Genomic DNA, 19,483 nt, shown 5'->3' with positions numbered 1-19,483 from the left:
GCGAGACTGAGGATGGGAGCCGCCTATTGCAGGTTGATCATCACGGCGATCACCAGCGTCACGGACCCGGCCACCAGCAGCTTCAGCATCAGCGGCAGGACGAACCGGAGCCAGCGGTCGTAGGGGATGCCGGCGATGCCGAGTATGCCCATCAGCACCGGGTTGGTGGGGACGATCATGTTGGCGAAGCCGTCACCGAACTGGAACGCCAGTACGGCGGTCTGGCGTGTCACGCCGACCAGGTCGCCGATCGGCGCCATCAGCGGCATGGTGACGTAGGCCTGGCCCGACCCCGAAGGGATGAAGAAGTTGATCAGCGTCTGGATCAGCAGCATGCCGATCGCGGCGACCTCCGCGCCGACCAGCTGCAGCGGCGCCGCCAGTGCGTTGACGATGGTATGCAGGACCAGGCCGTCTTCCAGGATCAGCGCGATAGAGCGTGCGAAACCGATGAGCAGGGCCGTGCCCGCCAGCTCTGCTGCGCCTTCGGCGAAACGCCTGGCGGTGCCATCGGCCCCGAGCCCGCCCACCAGCCCGGCGAACAGTGCCAGCCCTAGAAACATCGCGCTGAGCTCGAGCACGTACCACTTGGGCACGGCGATGCCGTAGACCATCAGCCCGAGGGTTCCCAGGGTGAGCAGGACGACCAGCTTGTGGCGTCCGTCCAGTCCGGCCGGCAGCTCCGTGGGCGCGTGCTGGGCCGCGTCGATGTCATGGACCAGGCTGGCGGCTGGATCGGCCTGGACCTTGCGTGCGTAGGCCCAGACATGATGGACGCCGATGGCCAGGAACGGCAGGAAGATGGCGAGCCGGAAACCCAGTCCCGACGCAGGCGGCAGCTCGGCAACGCGTTGCGCCACCAGGAGCGTGAACGGATTGAGCGCGGCAACGCCGTAACCGATGCCATAGCCGCAGACCATGATGCCGATGGCGGTGACGGTATCCATGCGCATGGCCACGCACAGGGCGATCAGCACCAGGGTGAGCGGGATGTACTCCTCGGCCACGCCGAGGGTCGCCGATCCCGCCGCGAACACACCCATGCCGACCGCGATCAGCAACCCGGGCTTGTGGCCGACCCGGCGCAGTACCGCGCCCAGCATGGCGTCGATGGTGCCGGTAGCGCGCAGCACGCGGATCGCGCCGCCGACGATCAGCACGAAGAAAATGATGTCCTGTGCATCGGCGAGCGCGCGCGGCACCACGGTGAGCAGCTCCCACGGCATGAGCGTGCGCGCATCCGCGAGCACCGCGTAGGTCCCGGGAACCACGACCTCGCGGCCGGCGTCGTTGACGACGGTCTGGAACTCACCCTGCGGCAACAGCCACGTAGCGACGAGCGCCAGCACCATCATGCCGAACAGCAGGACCAGGGTATGCGGGACGCGGAAGCTGCGCGGCATGGCTCATTCCTTGCGGATAGACGTCGGCGCCAGATGCTGACGCATCGTCAGCGCCAAGGCAATCTGGCGCAGCCGCCAACCCGCACCGACGCATCCCACCGGCAGGAGATGAACACGCCACCGCGACGCGCTATCCTCCTCGTAACTACGGGAGGCAGCAATGATCGAGCAGGGTGACATGGGCACTGTGGTGGTGGTCGCGATGTACGCCGTTGCGGGCGTGCTGGCCGTAATTGGTGGCATCGTGGCGATGAAAGCCAGGCACCGCCGGCGCGGGCACTGATCCGCCGGCGCCCGGGCGCGGCCTGCAGGCCGCATATCGGCGCTGACACGGCTATACTGCCGCCTTCGCGAAGAGGAGGCGGCGCATGTCCGGTCAAGAACCAGCAGCAGATAACGCGAACGTGAACCCCCGCATCGCGCGGATCCTCGACTGGATCGAGCGCGCCGGCAACAAGCTTCCGGACCCCGCGGTGCTGTTCCTGCTCGCGCTCGTGATCACCTGGATCGTCTCCGCCCTGCTGGCGCCCGTCTCGTTTTCGGCCATCGACCCGCGCAGCGGCGAGCCGGTGGTGATCCGCAACCTGCTCGCCGGGCAGGACTTCGTCGGCTTCCTGGCGCAGATGGTGCAGGTCTTCGTCGCCTTCCCGCCGCTGGGCGTGGTACTGGTGGCGATGCTCGGCATCGGCGTGGCCGAGCACTCCGGCTTCATCAACGCCGCGCTGCGCTCCCTGCTGTCCTTCACCAAGCGCTCGCTGCTGACGCCGATGGTGATCACGGTGGGCATCATCAGCCACACTGCGGTAGACGCCGGCTACGTGCTCGTGGTGCCGCTTGGCGGCGTGATCTTCTATGCCGCGGGGCGGCATCCCCTGGCAGGCATCGCCGCGGCTTTCGCCGGCGTGTCCGGCGGCTTTTCGGCCAATTTCGTGCCCTCGAGCGTGGACCCGATGCTCGCCGGCATCACCCAGGCCGGCGTCCAGGTGCTCGACTCGGAACTGCTGATCAACCCGCTGAACAACTATTTCTTTACCGCGATCTCCTCGCTGCTGATCATCGCCCTAGGCTGGTTCATTACCGACAAGGTGGTGGAGCCGCGCCTGAGGAACACGGAGCTCGATGGCGATCTCAGCGAACTGCCGAAGATGGAGCCGCTGGAGCCTCCGGAGCGGCGCGCCCTGCGCTGGGCGCTGGCTTCCATGGGACTGATGATCCTTGCCCTTGTACTGACGTCGCTGCCGGCGGATTCGGTGTGGCGCAACGCGGAGGGCAAGCTCGCCGGGTCGGGGTCGCCGTTGATGGGCTCCATCGTGCCCCTGATCTTCCTGCTGTTCGTCGTCCCCGGCATCGTCTTCGGCTATGCATCGGGCAAGTTCAAGAGCCACCGCGACGTCGTCCACGGCATGACCAAGGCCATGAGCGACATGGGTTACTACATGGTGATGGCGTTCTTCGCGGCCCAGTTCATCTACGCTTTCGGCCAGTCGAACCTGGGCCCGCTCATCGCCATCGAGGGCGCAAACTTCATTCGCGCCATGGGCATGCCCGCGCAGGTGACCCTGGTCGGGATCGTGATCGTCACCGGCGTGGTCAACCTGCTGGTGGGCTCGGCCTCGGCCAAGTGGGCGCTGCTGGCGCCGATCCTGGTGCCGATGCTGATGAGCCTCGGGATTTCCCCCGACCTGACGCAGGCCGCCTATCGTGTCGGCGACTCCACCACCAACATCATCACGCCGCTGATGCCGTATTTCCCGCTGATCGTGGTGTTCTGCCAGCGCTACGTGACCAAGGCCGGCATCGGCACGCTGGTGGCCATGATGCTGCCGTACTCGGTGGTGTTCCTGGTCGCGTGGACGGTCTTCCTGCTGATTTACTGGGCGCTGGGTATCCCGCTGGGCTTCCAGGCCACGTACACCTATTGATCCCGGCAAGGGCCCGGCGGCGCTGCCGCCGGGCTCACTGGTCCGGGCACCACACGCCGTTCAACAGCCGTGCCGAGCGCACGCTCGCCTGGGCGAGCCGCAGCGATGCGAGCTGGCGCCCGGTTTCCGCATAGCGGCGCGAGATGATCGGCACCTCGCGTCGCGCGTCGAAGTCATACACCCACGGCCGTAACCGCCGGGATTCGTCCGCCCAGTCTTCCAGGCTGCCCTGGGCCCAGTTCGCGCCGCCCGCGGCGGCGAGCGCACGCAGGGCGTTCGCATGCTCCTCGGGTCGCAGGCCCGTGCTGTACAGCAAGCCGCTGTCCCAGAGCCGGTGCAGGTTCGTTTCGCGCTCCGCGAAGCGCACCCGGACGCTGTTGCCGCCGCGATCCGCAGCGCGGCCCACATGCAGCGGCTGGTGCAGGTCGACCACGAGGTGGAGCACGAAAGCCAGTGCCTGGCGCCGGCGTTCCGGGCCGGCCTCGCCTGGCGGCAACAGCGCCAGGTTGTCGCGAATGGCCGCCAGGATGCGCCCGCTTTCGGGCTGGGTGTCCGCGCGCACAGGCGTGTCATCGGCGACGTTCATGTAATGCCAGTCGCGGGTATGCGACCAGGCCGCCGTGTCCCTGATGCGATCCGGCCACACCACCAGCTCGGCCAGCGGCATGTGCCCCGTCATCGCCTCCACCTCGGCGCGCGCGGCGGTGCACAGGAACGCATCCATGACCTCGGCAGCGATGCGGTGCGCGGACGGCCCCCATGCCTGCGCGGTGGACGGCAGGCAGGCCAGGCCCAGCAGCCCGGCGCAGAGAGCCGGCCGCCAGGACATCAGAGGGATTCCCTGGCCTGCAGGCAACGGCCGGCCGGCGTGTTGCGTTGCGCGGGCGGGCCGGGCGGCGTGCCCGCGCGCGTTTCCAGCTCGCGGATCACCGTCTCCAGGCCGCGCCGGCCGATCTCTTCGGCGTAGGTATGTCGCAGGCCAAGGACGAAGGACTGGCCCTCCCAGCGCGCGTCGTAGATGCGCCAGCGATCATCGTGACGCCTGAGTTCCAGCAGGACGGGGACGCGACGGGACAGCCCGGCATCGATGCTCAACTCCACCTGCGCCGTCTCGCCGCCCCGCGGCCCGTCCCCCTTTGCCACCCGCACATTGTGCGGGGTCAGCAGCAGCAGGCCCGTGGCATGGCGATTCACCAGGGCACCGTACAGTGCCTCGGCGAAGCGTCGCCGCTGTTCCGGCGAGGCCTGCGGCCAGTGGCGTCCGAGCACGAGCTGGCCGGCATAAAGCACGTCGGCGTAGGGCCTCAGCTCCTGGTCGATGATGCCGCGCACGGCCGCCGGGTCCACCGCAAGAGGCAGGCGGCAGGCGGCAACCAGGCCCGACAGCCGCTCCAGCCGCTCGGCCACGCGCTGCTCGGGGCCAAGGCGTGGTTCGGCCGCCGCCAGCGCGGTAAGGGCAAGCAGGGCAAGACACAGTAGAATGCGACGCATGGAAAACAGTATCGTTGCCGCTTTGCCGCAGGGCAAACCCCCGCTGTGCAGGAGAGCCAAGAAAGCGTGAACATCCCCGAGCACCACCTGCCGGAGCCCCTCGGCTTCGATGCCGACAGCCTGCGTCGCGACACCCTGAGAAAGCTGCTCTACGGCGTCGGCAAGGACATGGGCAATGCCACGCTCCACGACCTCTACAGCGCCGTGGCGCTGACCTTGCGGGACCGCCTGCTCGGCCGCTGGCACGAGACCCAGCGCCGCATCCGCGGCAGGAATCCGCGCAAGGTGTATTACCTGTCACTGGAATTCCTCATGGGACGCACGCTGCTGAACGCAGCGGTCAACATGGACCTGGACGAAAACGCGCGGGTGCTGCTCGAGGAGATCGGGGTGCGCCTGGAACAACTGGTCGAGGAAGAGCAGGACGCGGGGCTCGGGAACGGCGGTCTCGGCCGGCTTGCCGCCTGCTTCCTGGACTCCATGGCGACGCTCGACCTCGCCGGCTTCGGCTACGGCATTCGCTACGACTACGGGCTGTTCGAGCAGCGTATCGGGCCGAATGGCGAGCAACAGGAGTTCCCCAACACCTGGCTGCGGCTGCGCAACCTGTGGGAGATCCAGCGCGAGGACGTGCGCTACGAAGTCTGTATCGGCGGCAAGCGCATCGAGGCCGTAGCCTATGACACGCCCGTGCCGGGCAACAACGGGCACACCGTCAACCACCTGCGGCTGTGGGGCGCGCGCTATGCCCCGGAGATCGATCTCGCGCTGTTCAACCGCGGCGACTACGAAGCTGCGGTACAGGAGAAGAACGAGGCGGAGAACATTTCGCGCGTGCTCTACCCGGACGACTCCACGGAGGAGGGGAAGGAGCTGCGCATCAAGCAGGAGTACTTCTTCGTCTCCGCCAGCCTGCAGGACATCCTCGAGGAACATGTCGCCGCCGGGCATGCACTGGAAGAGCTGCCGGAGCGCGTGGCCATCCAGCTCAACGACACGCATCCCGCGCTCGCGATACCTGAACTGATGCGGCTGCTGGTCGATGCACACGGCATGGACTGGGCCTCCGCCTGGCACATCTGCCGCGGGGTGTTCTGCTACACCAACCACACCTTGTTGCCCGAGGCGCTCGAGAGCTGGCCGGTACGCATGCTGGAGAAACTCCTGCCGCGCCACCTGGAGATCATCTACCGGCTCAACCGCGATTTTCTCGACGAGGTCTGGGAGCGCTATCCGGGCGACCATGAACGCCGCCGGAGAATGTCGCTGGTGGACGAGGCCGGGCACGACGGGCGCCGCGTACGCATGGCCTGGCTGGCGACCATCGGTTCGCGCAAGGTGAACGGCGTGGCCGCGCTGCACTCCAGGCTGGTGCGCGAGACACTGTTCGGTGACTTCGACACCCACTTCCCCGGGCGTTTCGTCAACGTCACCAACGGCGTCACGCCACGGCGCTGGCTGCGCGCCGCCAACCCCGGGCTCAGCGGGCTGGTGGACGAGCAATTGGGACGGGGCTGGGAGAACGACCTCGAGCGCCTGGCGGAATTGCGGCCCCTGGCGGAGGACGCCGGGTTCCGCGAGCGCTTCCGTGGCGTGAAGCGCGACAACAAGTTGCGACTCGCGCGCGAAGTGCAGCGCGAACTCGGCATCGCGCTCGATCCCGACGCCATGTTCGACGTGCAGATCAAGCGTGTCCACGAGTACAAGCGCCAGCTGCTCAACCTCCTGCACGTGATCACGCGATACCACCGCATCCGCCAGGACCCGGACGCCGACTGGCAGCCGCGCGCCGTCATATTTTCCGGTAAGGCAGCGCCCGGCTACGTCATGGCCAAGCGGATCATCCAGCTCATCAACAACGCGGCCGACATGATCAACAGCGACCCTGAAGTCGGCGACCGGCTCAAGGTGGTGTTCCTGCCGAACTACAGCGTTTCCCTGGCCGAGCTCATCATTCCCGCCGCGGACCTCTCGGAGCAGATCTCCACCGCGGGCATGGAGGCTTCAGGCACCGGCAACATGAAGCTGGCCATGAACGGCGCCCTGACCATTGGCACGCTCGACGGCGCCAACATCGAGATTCGCGACGCCGTCGGCGAGGACAATATTTTCATCTTCGGGCTCACGGCAGAGGAGGCTGCGGCCAGGCGAGCCCAGGGGTACTACCCCATCGAGCTGGTGCGCCACAACGCGGAGCTGGCGGAAGTCCTCAGGCAGCTGCGCGACGGCGTGTTCTCGCCCGACGAACCGCGCCGCTTCGCGCCCGTCGTCGACGCCCTGACCGCCGACGGCGAGCATTTTCTCTGCCTCGCGGACTACCAGGACTACGTGGACGCGCAGGCCCGCGTCGATGCTCTTTATCGCGATCCCGACGCATGGAGCCGCCGCGCGGTGATCAACGCCTTCAGCATGGGCTGGTTCTCCTCCGACCGCGCCGTGCGCGAGTACGCCGAGCGCATCTGGGGCGCGGGACCGATCGGGTAGGGCATGAGCCACAGCCTCTCACCCGACGCGTTCTTCGCCGCCCTGGCGGCGCTCCCGCCGCCGGACCGCAACCGCCTGCACCAGCATTACGGTGCTCGTGCCGTGGCCCTGGCGGCCGATAACGGGAGCATGCATGACGGCGTGCGCTTTATCGTGCACGCGCCGCAGGCGAGCTCTGTCAGCGTGGTGGGCGACTGGAACCTTTGGGATGGACGGCGCCATCCGATGCAGCGGTCCGCGAGCGGGGACTGGCGCCTGTTCATTCCCGGCCTGGAACCGGGTGCCCTGTACAAGTACGAGATCCATGCGGCGGATGGACGGCTGCTGCCGCTCAAGACCGATCCTTTCGCGCTGTACTGCGAGCAGGCGCCGGGCAACGCGGCGATCGTGCCAGGCGCGGAGACGTATCGCTGGTCGGACGCAGAGTGGATCGCTGCCCGGCGCGCCATGGGCTACCGGAACGACCTGCCGATGAGCGTCTACGAGCTGCATGCCGGCTCCTGGCGACGCCGCGACGGGCGGGCGCTGAGCTACCGCGAACTGGCCGATGAACTGGTGCCTTACCTCGTCGAGATGGGTTTCACGCACGTGGAATTCATGCCGCTCACGGAGCATCCCTTCGCCGCCTCCTGGGGCTACCAGCCGACCGGGTTGTTCGCGGCGACCAGCCGCTTCGGGCCGCCGCAGGACCTGTGCCTGCTGGTGGACCGCCTGCATGCGGCCGGTATCGGCGTGATCATGGACTGGGTGCCCGGGCACTTCCCCACCGATGCGCACGGCCTGGCGCAATTCGACGGCTCCGCGCTGTACGAGGATCCTGACCCGCTGCGCGGCTGGCACCCGGACTGGCAGACGCTGGTGTACGACTACGGCAGCGAATGGGTGCGCGATTTCCTGGTCTCCAGCGCCCTGCACTGGATCGAGCATTTCCATGTCGACGGCCTGCGCGTCGATGCCGTCGCCTCGATGCTTTACCTGGATTACTCGCGCGGGCCGGGCCAGTGGCGGCCGAACGTTTACGGCGGGCGCGAGAACCTCGAGGCGATCGCGTTCATGAAACGCTTCAACGAGGTGGTGCACCACGAGCATCCCGGGGTGCTGACCGTCGCCGAGGAGTCCACGGCCTGGCCCGGCGTGTCGCGGCCGACCTACGACGGCGGGCTCGGCTTCGGCTTCAAGTGGAACATGGGCTGGATGAACGACACGCTGCGCCACATGGCGCGCGAGCCGGTGCACCGTCGCTACCACCAGGACGAGATGACCTTCGGCCTGCTGTATGCGTGGAACGAGAATTTCGTGCTGCCGCTGTCCCACGACGAAGTGGTGCACGGTAAGGGTTCGCTGCTGGGCAAGATGCCCGGCGACCGCTGGCAGCAGCTGGCCAACCTGCGGCTCTACCTGGCCTTCATGTTCGCCCATCCGGGCAAGAAGCTGCTCTTCATGGGCGCGGAGCTGGCGCAGGAGCGCGAGTGGAACCACGACACCGGGCTCGACTGGGCCCTGCTGGAACAGGCGCCGCATGCGGGCATGCAGGCACTGGTGCGCGACCTGAACGCCTGCTACCGGGAACACGCGGTGTTCTGGGAAGCGGACGCCTCGTCGCGCGGCTTCGAATGGCTGGAATGCAGCGACCCGGCAAACGGCGTGCTGGCTTTCCTGCGCCGCGATCACGCCGGGCGAGCGGGGCTGCTGGCCGCATTCAACTTCACCCCCGTGGTGCGTGAAAGTTATCCGCTCGGCGTGCCGCTCGGCGGCGCCTGGCGCGAGTTGCTGAACACGGATGCCGACTGCTACGGCGGCGGCAACGTCGGCAACCAGGGTCGCGTGACCGCCTCTGCCGTACCGAGCCACGGACGTGATCATTCCCTGCGGTTGACGGTGCCTCCGCTGGGGGCGGTGTTCCTGGTACCCGAGACGTGAGGCGGCCCATGACTGCGGGACGCCCTGGTCCGCAGGGGGCGACCTGGACCGGCGACGGCGTCAATTTTGCCCTCGCCTCGATGCATGCCGAGGCCGTAGAGCTGTGCCTGTTCGACGCCGACGGCCGGCGCGAAACAGCCCGCGTGGCACTGCCGGCCCGCACTGGCGACACCTGGCACGGCTTCCTGCCGGGCGCCGGCCCCGGCCTGGTCTACGGCTACCGGGTACACGGCCGCTACGCCCCGCGCCAGGGACATCGTTTCAACAAGCACAAGCTGCTGCTCGATCCCTATGCGCGCGCCCTGAGCGGAGAACTCACGTACGACGCTGCCGTGTACGGCTACGCGCGCCACGGCGCCGATGCCTGGCGCCAGGACATCAGCGACAGCGCAGGCTGCATGCCGAAGGCGAGGGTGGTCGACCCCCGGGCTTTCGACTGGCAGGGGGACCGACGGCCCTGCCACCCCCTCGAACAGAGCGTGGTGTACGAACTGCACGTGAAAGGGTTCACGCGCATGCACCCGGACGTGCCGGCACACCTGCGTGGAACGTACCTGGGCCTGGCCCAGCCCGCAGTGCTCGACTACCTGCTGCGGCTGGGCGTCACGGCCGTCGAGCTGATGCCGGTGCAGCATTTCGTCAGCGAACCGCACCTGCGCGCCAAGGGCCTGAGCAACTACTGGGGCTACAACACGCTGGCCTTCTTTGCGCCGCATGCCGGTTACGCGCTGGCGGACCCGGTGCGGGAGTTTCGTGAAATGGTCCGGGCCCTGCACGCCGCCGGGATCGAGGTGATCCTCGACGTGGTCTTCAACCACACCGCCGAAGGAGGCGAGGACGGCCCCACCCTGAGCCTGCGCGGCATCGACAACCTCGGCTACTACCGGCTGGAAGCCGACGACCTGCGGCGCAACGTCAACTGGACCGGTTGCGGCAACACGCTGGATTTCGGGCGCCCGATGGCGCGACGGCTGGCACTGGACTGCCTGCGCTACTGGGCCACCGACATGCGCGTGGACGGGTTTCGTTTTGACCTGGCGACGACCCTGGGACGGGAACAGGAAGCCTTCAATCCCGCTGGCGACTTCTTCGCTGCGCTACAGGCCGACCCGGTGCTGTCACGGCTCAAGCTCATCGCCGAACCGTGGGACCTGGGCCCCGACGGCTATCGGCTCGGGGAATTCCCCCGGCCCTGGAGTGAATGGAATGATCGCTTCCGGGACACGGCGCGCGCCTTCTGGCGCGGGGACGCGGCCCTGGTGCCGCGGCTGGCGGAACGGCTGGCCGGCTCCAGCGACCTGTTCGGCGCTGCAGGCCGCGGCCCGCAGCACTCGGTCAATTACGTCGCCTGCCATGATGGCTTCACGCTGGCGGACGCCGTGAGCTACGCCCACAAGCACAACGAGGCCAACGGCGAGGACAACCGCGACGGCGACGGCCATGCGGTGAGCTGGAACCTCGGCGTGGAGGGACCGACGGACGATCCTGTCATCCAGCGCGAGCGGGCGCGCCAGCGGCGCAACCTGCTGGCCACCCTGCTGTTGTCGCAGGGCATTCCGATGCTGCAGGCGGGCGACGAGTTCGCCCGCACCCAGCGCGGCAACAACAACGCCTATTGCCAGGACAACGAGCTGGCCTGGCTGGACTGGCGCCTCGCGCCCGCGCATGCCGCGCAAGTGGATTTCGTGCGCCGGCTCATCCAGCTGCGGCGCGAGAACCCGGTGTTCCAGCGCCGCGCCTTTCTCGCCGGCGTGCAGCAGCACCATGAGCGCTTCAAGGACGTGCTCTGGCTCCGGGCCGACGGCGCCGAGCTCGGACACGACGACTGGCACGACCCCGGCCTGCGGACCTTCGGCATGTTGCTGGACGGCACCGGCCTGCCGCCGGCCCAGGCCGACGCGCGGCGCGGAGACAATTTCCTGGTGCTGTTCAATGCCGGCGCGGAGGCGGCGGAGTTCACGCTGCCGCCACCCATCTCCGGCGAAACCTGGGTGGTCACGCTGGACACCAGCCAGGAGGCCCTGACGGTGCCGGCCCGCGGCTATCGCAGCGGGCATGTCTACCTGCTGGACCAAGGCTCGCTGGCCTTGCTCGTCGACCATGAGTGAGTATGCCGCGGCGCTGGAGCGTGTGCGCCGCCGCGCTGGCGTGGAGCGGGGATTCACGGACTACCGCGGCCAGTGGCACGCCCTGGCCGACGCAGACCTGGCCCGCCTGCTGGAGACACTGGGGCACGACGCCCGCGACGCCGCGACACTGCACGCCGCGGCCGACCAGCTGGAGGCACTCGAGTGGACCCGCGTCCTGCCGCCCGTGGTCGTGTTGCGAGAGCAGGAAGAGCATGCCGCGCATCCCGTGATGATCGCGCCGGTGCCGCCCCGGATCCGCTGGTACATCGACCAGGAGGACGGCACGCAGCTGACCGGGTGCATCGAGCCGTCCGCTTGCCCGCTCACTGCCGAGCAGGAGCGCGACGGGCTGTGGTACCAGCGTCGTCGCCTGGCGCTCCCCGCACTGCCTGCCGGCTACCATCGGCTGACGCTGGAGATGGAGCAGGGCAATCCGCTCGGCAGCGCATTGCTGATCGTCGCGCCGGCGCGCTGCCACCTGCCGGGCTTCCTGGCGCAAGGCGAACGATGCTGGGGGCTCGGGGTGCAGCTTTACACCCTGCGCTCGCCACGCAACTGGGGCATCGGGGATTTCACCGACCTGGCCGGCATCGCCGCAGCTGCCGCAGGGCTGGGGGCCGACCTGCTCGGGCTCAACCCCCTGCATGCCCTGTTTCCCGAGGACCCGGGCCGGGCCTCGCCCTACAGCCCATCGAGCCGGCTGTTTCTCAACGCCCTCTACATCGACCCGGAGGCAGTACCTGAGTTTGCTGTAGCCGGGCCGGTGCAGCGGCTGGTCTCGAGCAAGGATTTCCAGGACGAACTGGTGCGGCTGCGGCGTCTCGAGCATGTCGACTATGCGGGCGTGACCGCCTGCAAGTTCGCCGTCCTGCGCTTGCTGTTTCGCTGGTTCGAGGACAACGCGGCGCCTTCCCGGCGCCAGGCCTGTGACCATTTCGTGGCGTGCGCGGGGGCGTCGCTGCAACGGTTTGCCCGCCACCATGCCGCGCATGCCGCTGCGGCACCTGCATCGGAGGCAGCCGAAATCCGCTTCCACTGCTGGCTCCAGTGGGTGGCGCGCGCGCAACTGGAGTCTGCCGCGAATGCAGCCCGCGAGGCCGGCATGCGGATCGGCCTCTACCTGGACCTGGCCGTGGGACCCGACGCCACGGGCGCGGAGGCCGGCGCAGGCGACCAGGTGCTGGCGAGCAAGGTGAGCGTGGGCGCGCCACCTGACCCGCTCGCACCCCAGGGGCAGGACTGGGGCATTCCGCCCTTTCACCCGCAGCGCTTGCGGGAGCAGGGCTATGCGCCGTTCATCCGGCTGTTGCGCGCCAACATGCCCCAGGGTGGCGCAGTGCGCATCGATCATGTCATGGCGCTCATGCGGCTGTGGTGGATCCCGCATGGACGTCCCTCTGCGGCAGGCGGTTACGTCCACTACCGTCTCGACGAACTGATGGCGATCGTGGCACTGGAAAGCCACACACGGCGTTGCCTGGTGGTGGGCGAAGACCTGGGCACGGTCCCCGACGAGGTGCGGGCGGCAATGGAACAAAACGGCGTGCTCAGCTACCGTGTGCTGCTTTTCGAGCGCGAGGGCGACGGCGCCTTTCGCGCCCCCGCGGACTATCCGCAGCTCAGCCTCGTGACGCCCACCACGCACGACCTGCCCACCCTGGCGGGCTACTGGCGGGGCGATGACCTTGTGCTCCGCGCTGCGCTGGGGCTGTATGCGGATGACCGCGTGCCGGCACACGAACTGGACGAGCGCGAAGCGGCCCGCCGCGCGCTGGCAGAGGCGCTGGGCGCTGCCGGGGGGGCGGCCGATAGCGCCTCGGTCGACGCGATAATCGACGGCGCACAGCTTTACGTCGCCCGCAGCTGCGCGGCCATCCTCATGCTCCAGGCAGAAGACTGGCTGCGCGAGACCCGCCCGGTGAACGTGCCGGGGACGCACCAGAGTTACCCTAACTGGCGTCGCAAGCTCGCCGCCGACTGGCCGGAATTCATGGCGTCGGACCGGGTACGGGCTTTCGCCGCACGCGTCAACGCCGCCCGACGGGGCGCGAAAGAAAGCAAGAAAGAACTTTGATTAAGCACGCTAAGATTCTGTAATTGAAAGATTCGACTAGTTCCTCTCTGGCAGAAGTGCGGCGCGAGGCGCTGGCGGATGCGCTGGACTCGGGAATGCAGGTGGTCACGGCGACGCGACGCCTGGCGCGCGCCCTGCACCTCGAGTACGCGCGCAGCCGTGGCGCGGACAGCTGGCTGACGCCCCGGATCCTGCCCTGGTCCGCGTGGCTGCTCGACCAGTACCGGGCGCTGCGCGATTTCGGCCGCTTAGCCGACGCGCGCAGGTGCCTGGATGAGACGCAGGCGGCTGCACTGTGGGAAGAGGTGCTGTCCCGGGACGACACGGCAGGACGACTGCTCATGTCCGGGCGTGTAACGCAGGGCTTCCGCGAGGCATGGCAACTGGTGCACGAATGGAATCTTGCCTGGCCCGGGCTCGAGGCGAGAGCCGGCGAAGACTGTCGCGTGTTCCTGCGCACCGCGCGAGCCTATGAGCAGCGCCTGCGCGAACTCAACGCGATCGACGCCGCACAGCTGCCCGGACTGCTGTGCAAAGCACTGCACGGGACGGCTGGCGGACCGGTCGCGTTCGCCGGCTTCGACCGCTGGCTCCCGGCACAGCAGGCGCTGGTGGATGCACTCGGCGACCGCGCCCGGCGCGTCGTCGCAACCACGCGACAGGGAAGGTCGCGGGTACTGGCCTACGCGGACACACGTCGCGAACTCGCCGCCGCAGCGCATTGGGCGCGGATGCGCCTGGAGGAGAACCCGTCCGCCCGCATCGGGCTGATCGTGCCGGATCTCGGTGCCCACGCCCCGCTGCTGGAACGCCTGCTCGATGACGCCCTGGCGCCGCAACGTCTCTGGCCCGGCCGGGAGCACGACCCGCGCCCCTGGAATATCTCGCTGGCGTTACCCCTCGCGGAGTCGCCCGTCGTGGACGCCGCGATGCGGCTGCTGGGATGCGCGCAGGGACCGATGAACCTCGCCGAGGTGAGCCGGGTCCTGCGCTCGCCCTTCCTGGCCGGGGCTACGACGGAGGCACCGCAGCGGGCCCGGCTCGAAGCCTGGCTGCGGGAACACGGCAGCGAGCCGGTGACACCGGGCGCTCTCATGGCGGGCTTGCGGGGCGACGGCCGGGCGCCGGCGTGCCCCCTGCTGGAACGCGGCCTCAGCGCAGCGCAGGAAATCGTGGCGGGCGGCCAGCGCCGCCGCCGTCCATCGGACTGGGCCGCGGGCTTCGTCCGGGCGCTGGGGCAACTGGGCTGGCCCGGAGAGACACCGCCCGGGAGTACCGAATGGCAGGCAGTGCAGGCCTGGGCAGAGGCGCTCGACGCCCTCGCCAGCCTCGACAGCCTCGGTCCGTCGTTCACCTATTCAGAAGCTTTGCAGCGCTTGCGTCGGATCCTCGCCGAGCGGCGCTTCCAGGCGGAAAGCCCGGACGTTCCCGTCCAGGTGCTCGGGATACCGGAAACCGCGGGCATGCAGTTCGACGCCATATGGGTCACCGGGCTGCACGACGGTGTTCTGCCGGCTTCGGTGCGTCCTTCCCCCCTGTTACCGGCGAGCTTGCAGCGCGAGCTTGGCATGCCGCGCGCCTGCCCGGACACGGAGCAGGTGCTCGCGCGCAGGCTGGTAGAACAGCTCGGCGCAGCGGCAGCTGAGGCCTGCTTCAGTTATCCGCTGAGCGACGGTGACGAACCCCTGCGCCCGAGCCCGGTGCTGGCGCGACTGGGGACACCTGAGGCGGGCGCCGAGGTCCCGGGCGGGATTGCGCTGCGCACCTTCGCCGCGCGCCGCGTGGCCGAGGTGCGTGACGTCCGGGGACCCGCAGTGGCGGGGGAGGTCCGGGGGGGCAGCAACCTGCTCGCCGACCAGTCGGCTTGCCCCTTCCGCGCCTTCGCCCTGCATCGGCTTCACGCCCGGCCCCTGGAATCGCCGCGGTCCGGCGTGGATCCGCGCCGCCGGGGTTCGTTCCTGCACGACGCGCTGCGGATCCTGTGGGCAGGCTGGCAGCAGCGCGCGGTAGCGGCTGCAGCAGGCCCGGCGGCGCGTGCCGCCGCGATCCGCGCGGCCCTGCGCAGCGCGAGCGCGCGCAACCTGGCTGACCAGCCCCGCGGCCTGATGGAGATCGAGATCGAGGCCGGCGCCCAGGTGATCGAGGCCCTGCTCGCCATCGACCTCGAACGGCCTGAATTCGAGGTCGTCGCCTGCGAGCATCCATTTGAGATCACGCTTGGACCGCTCCGGGTCCGCGGTCGTATGGACCGGGTCGACCGCGTCGGCGCCGGCCTGCTGGTGATCGATTACAAGACCGGCACTGCGGATCCCCGTGGCTGGGACGACGAGCGGCCGGCTGAACCGCAGATGCCGCTGTACGCCATTGCCCTGGAGGCGTCCGTCGCGGGACTGTTTTACGGCTCGCTCAAGCCCGGGGCGATCGGCTTCAGCGGACGCCAGCGTGAGGCCGAACCGCCGCCGATCGGCGGGCGGGCGGTCCGGCAGCTCGAGCCCGTGGAGTGGGACGCCATGCTGGCAGGTTGGCACGGCGTGCTGGCGCACCTGGCGAACGATTTCGGCGCCGGCCACGCCGCGGTGGACCCGCTCTGGCCCACGCGGCGCAACGGCAGCTGCGCCTATTGCCGCCTCGCGACCTTGTGTCGCCGGGACGAACTGCTGCGCGCGGGAGCAATAGGCGATGACTGACAGGCGCCCGCTCGACCAGCCCGTGCGTGAGACGGCGCTCGACCCGGGGCGCAGCTTCATCGTCCAGGCGCCTGCGGGTTCCGGCAAGACCGAGCTGCTGACGCAACGCTTTCTCCGCCTGCTCGCGGTAGTGCAGCGGCCCGAGGAGATCGTGGCCATCACGTTCACGCGCAAGGCGGCCGGTGAAATGCGCGACCGCATCCTTGGCGCGCTCAGGCGCGGGGCCGATCCGACGCCCCCGGGCAACGCGCATGCGCTCGACGGCTGGCGGCTGGCCCGTGCGGCCCTGGCACGCGATGCCGAACTTGGCTGGGGGCTGCAGGACAACCCGCGGCGCCTGCGTATCGAGACCATCGACGCCCTGAATGCCTGGCTCGCGCGCCAGCTCCCCGTCTCGTCGCGCCTGGGTGCCGCGCCTGTCATCAGCGACGATCCCGAACCTGCCTGCAGGCAGGCCGCGCGCGACATCCTGCTGGCCGCCGGCGGGAACGATGCCCATGCCGCGCATGCAGCCGCCCTGCTGCAGCATCTCGGCGGTCGCTTCAGCCAGGCAGAAGATCTCCTGGTCGCCATGCTCAAGTCGCGCGACCACTGGCTCGGCAGGATCATCGCACCGGGCCGCATGGACCCGGCCGAGCTCCGCGCCACGCTGGATCGCGCCTTGGCCAACTTCGTCGCGGACGAATTGCGGCGGGCCGGGGAGAGCGTGCCGCAGCAGTGGCGCGCCGATATCGCCGCAGGCATGGCGGCCGCGGCGGGCCAATGCCCGGAACTCGAGTGGCTCGCCGCCTGGGACACGCACCGCGACTTCCCGGCGCCGACCGGCGCTGAGCTGTCGCGTTGGCAGGCCATGGCCCGGGTACTGCTCACGAGCGGGGGCACGTGGCGCAAGAAGCTGACCAGGAACGAGGGCTTCCCGCCGACTGCGCGCAAGGCCAAGGCAGACATGGCAAGGGTCCTGGACGGCCTGCCCGAAGCAGCTGATCCGGCGCCCCTGGCCCGCGTCGCAGAACTGCCGGCCCCGGCCTACGACGACCGTCGCTGGCGCATCCTCGAACACCTACTCGCGTTGTTGCCGGTCGCTGCCGCGGCGCTGGAAGTCGAGTTCGCCGCACGCGGCGAAAGCGACTACGTGGGCATCGCGCGTGCAGCGCTGGACGCGCTCGGTGAACCGGACGCGCCCACGGACCTGGCGTTGGCGCTGGACACTCGCATCAGCCACCTCCTGGTGGACGAGTTCCAGGACACCTCGCAGGGACAGGTCGAATTGCTCGCCAGGCTGACGGCCGGCTGGACGCCGGGCGACGGCCGCAGCCTGTTCTGCGTCGGGGACCCGATGCAGTCGATTTACCGTTTCCGCGAAGCCGACGTCGGCCGCTTCATACGCGCCCAGCGCCACGGCATCGGCGACGTACCCCTCGAGTCGCTGCAGCTGAGCGTCAACTTCCGCAGCCAGGCCGGACTGGTGGAATGGGTGTCGGCCACGTTCCCGGACATCTTTCCGGCGCATGACGACATGTCGCTGGGGGCCGTGCCATTCGCCCCGTCCACGGCATGGAACCCGCCGCTGGACGGGCCTCCGGTCGCGTGCATTGCCGTGCCCGCGCGCGACTTCCAGGCCGAGGCCGAGGCGGTCCGCGACATCATTCGCGGTCTCAAGGATAGCGACGAGGGCGCACGGATCGCGGTGCTGGTGCGCGGCCGACGCCACCTGGCTCAGATCTACCCGGCCCTGCGCCACGCCGGCATCCCCTGCCGCGCAATCGAGATCGAACCCCTCGCAGAGTCGCCCGCCATACGCGACCTGGAGGCGCTCACCCGCGCACTGTGCCATCGCGCCGACCGTACCGCCTGGCTGGCCGTGCTGCGGGCGCCCTGGTGTGGCCTTGAGCTGCGGGAGCTGCTGCCACTCGCGGGCGCAAGGGACGACGACATCTGGCAGCGCCTGCTCGACCCCGCCGTGCGCCAGGAACTCCCGCTCGAGGCCCGCCGGCGCGTCGATAGGCTCGTGGCTGCCCTGCAACCGGCAATGGCGGCGCGTGGCCGGGTGCCGCTGGCGCGCGTGATTCACGGGGCGTGGCTGGCGCTGGGCGGGCCGGCGACGCTGGAACGCGACTCGGAGCTCACCGACGCCGAGGCGTTTTTCGAGTTTCTCGACCATGCCGCCGAGGGCGGTGACATCGACGACCCGCTGCGCCTCGAGGAACGACTCGCCGACCAGTATGCGGCTCCGGAAGCCACGGCGCAGAACGCAGTCGAGCTGCTGACCATTCACAAGGCCAAGGGACTCGAGTTCGATCATGTCATCCTGCCGGGCCTGGATCGCACCACCGGCGGTCGCGACAAGCAACTCCTGCGCTGGCTGGAACAGACCCGGGCGGGCGGGCCGGAGCTGGTGCTCGCCCCGCTGGAGGCGCTCGGGGAGGCGCCTGACAAGCTGCATCGCGCCCTGCAGTCGCTCGACGCCCGTCGCGACCGGCTGGAACTGGATCGCCTGCTGTATGTCGCGACTACCCGACCGAGGCGTCGCCTGTTCCTGGTCGCCGGCATCAAGCCGGACGAACCCGAGCACGGCAAGGCGTTCGCCCCGCGTGACGACAGCCTGCTGGGTCGCCTGTGGCCGGCGACAGCCGCCGCTTTCCGCGCCTCCCTGGCGGCTGCCGCTGCGCCGCCGGAAGACCGGGAACCACGTCCGCCGGCCATGCTGCGCCGGCTGCCAGGGGACTGGCAGGCACCCGATCCTTCACCGCCGGCGCAATGGACCGCACTCGAAGCGCAGGCGCCCGCAGCGGGCGCCGTGATCGAGTACGACTGGTCGGGCCGGCAGGCGCGGGCGGTCGGTGTCGTCGTCCATCGCCTCTTGCAGGTGATCGCTGCCGAGGGGGCTGCGAGCTGGCCGACACAACGCCTCGAGGCGCAGCGGCCCCTGCTGCAAACGCTGCTGGTCGAGAACGGCATCGGGGCGACGGAGCTTCCCGGTGCGCTGGCCCAGGCCCTGGCCGCGCTGCGCAGCACGCTCGACGATGAGCGCGGACGATGGCTGCTCGACGCCAGCCATGCGCAGGCGTGCAGCGAACTGGCGGTGAGCGGCTGGATCGAGGGGCGCGTCGTCACCGGCATCATCGACCGCAGCTTCGTCGATGCCGCGGGCACGCTATGGATCGTCGACTACAAGGCCGGCCGGCATGAAGGCGGTGAACTGGAAGCCTTTCTCGACCGCGAGCGGGAGCGGTACCGCGGCCAGCTGGAGCGCTACGCGCAACTGCTGGCGCCGCACCATCCGGGCCCGGTCAGGCTCGGGCTGTTCTTTCCCCAGCACGCCGGCTGGCGCGAATGGGCGCCGGCGACAAGCCTGGGGGGAGACTAGCCAGGG

At 69.3% G+C, this 19,483-nt stretch carries 11 protein-coding genes; 8 read left to right on the top strand and 3 right to left on the bottom strand.

The features are described 5' to 3' along the window. Positions 1 to 23: 23 nt before the first annotated feature. Complete coding sequence (locus G8346_RS05775) at positions 24 to 1,403, bottom strand: YfcC family protein (protein ID WP_166049092.1); 1,380 nt, start codon at positions 1,401 to 1,403, stop codon at positions 24 to 26. Positions 1,404 to 1,563: 160 nt separating this feature from the next. On the opposite strand from G8346_RS05775, the gene G8346_RS14950 reads away from it, so the two are divergent. After that, positions 1,564 to 1,686 carry a hypothetical protein gene (locus tag G8346_RS14950; RefSeq protein WP_255453961.1) on the top strand — a complete coding sequence of 41 codons (123 nt, stop codon included), beginning with the start codon at positions 1,564 to 1,566 and terminating at the stop codon, positions 1,684 to 1,686. Between the two features lie 121 nt (positions 1,687 to 1,807). Beyond that, positions 1,808 to 3,325: an AbgT family transporter gene (locus G8346_RS05770; protein ID WP_370520545.1), complete on the top strand. Its 1,518-nt coding sequence runs from the start codon at positions 1,808 to 1,810 to the stop codon at positions 3,323 to 3,325. 34 nt (positions 3,326 to 3,359) lie between these two features. On the opposite strand, the gene G8346_RS05765 is transcribed toward G8346_RS05770, so the two are convergent. Both G8346_RS05765 and G8346_RS05760 read right to left on the bottom strand, forming a co-directional pair. Then, positions 3,360 to 4,154, bottom strand: coding sequence for a S1/P1 nuclease (locus tag G8346_RS05765; RefSeq protein WP_166049088.1), 795 nt, complete (start codon positions 4,152 to 4,154; stop codon positions 3,360 to 3,362). Further along, positions 4,154 to 4,816, bottom strand: a complete 663-nt coding sequence (locus G8346_RS05760) for a phospholipid-binding protein MlaC (RefSeq protein WP_166049086.1) — start codon at positions 4,814 to 4,816, stop codon at positions 4,154 to 4,156. The genes G8346_RS05765 and G8346_RS05760 overlap by 1 nt, the downstream gene beginning before the upstream one ends. Before the next feature lie 66 nt (positions 4,817 to 4,882). Between G8346_RS05760 and G8346_RS05755 the strand changes: the two genes are divergently transcribed. From G8346_RS05755 to G8346_RS05730, 6 genes are read left to right on the top strand one after another with little or no spacing between them, the layout of a single operon-like run. After that, positions 4,883 to 7,300: a glycogen/starch/alpha-glucan phosphorylase gene (locus G8346_RS05755; protein ID WP_166049084.1), complete on the top strand. Its 2,418-nt coding sequence runs from the start codon at positions 4,883 to 4,885 to the stop codon at positions 7,298 to 7,300. 3 nt (positions 7,301 to 7,303) lie between these two features. Next, positions 7,304 to 9,220 carry a 1,4-alpha-glucan branching protein GlgB gene (gene glgB, locus G8346_RS05750; protein ID WP_166049082.1) on the top strand — a complete coding sequence of 639 codons (1,917 nt, stop codon included), beginning with the start codon at positions 7,304 to 7,306 and terminating at the stop codon, positions 9,218 to 9,220. 8 nt (positions 9,221 to 9,228) lie between these two features. Then, positions 9,229 to 11,328, top strand: coding sequence for a glycogen debranching protein GlgX (gene glgX, locus G8346_RS05745; protein ID WP_166049080.1), 2,100 nt, complete (start codon positions 9,229 to 9,231; stop codon positions 11,326 to 11,328). Continuing rightward, the gene (gene malQ / locus G8346_RS05740; protein ID WP_166049078.1) at positions 11,321 to 13,423 is read left to right on the top strand and encodes a 4-alpha-glucanotransferase; all 2,103 of its coding nucleotides are present in this window, start codon (positions 11,321 to 11,323) and stop codon (positions 13,421 to 13,423) included. The genes glgX and malQ overlap by 8 nt, the downstream gene beginning before the upstream one ends. A 23-nt stretch (positions 13,424 to 13,446) precedes the next feature. Continuing rightward, positions 13,447 to 16,110 (top strand): PD-(D/E)XK nuclease family protein, encoded by a 2,664-nt coding sequence (locus G8346_RS05735; RefSeq protein ID WP_166049076.1) that lies wholly within the window; start codon positions 13,447 to 13,449, stop codon positions 16,108 to 16,110. Further along, a complete protein-coding gene (locus tag G8346_RS05730) occupies positions 16,103 to 19,477 on the top strand; it encodes an exodeoxyribonuclease V subunit beta (protein WP_166049074.1) in 3,375 nt (1,124 codons plus the stop codon). Before G8346_RS05735 ends, G8346_RS05730 begins: the two co-directional genes overlap by 8 nt. The last annotated feature ends 6 nt before the right edge of the window (positions 19,478 to 19,483 follow it).

The sequence above is a fragment of the Thioalkalivibrio sp. XN279 genome (assembly GCF_011089885.1).
Taxonomy (GTDB): Bacteria; Pseudomonadota; Gammaproteobacteria; order Steroidobacterales; family XN24; genus XN24.
Note: the sequence above shows the minus strand (reverse complement) of the source record. Positions and strands in the feature narration are given on the sequence as shown.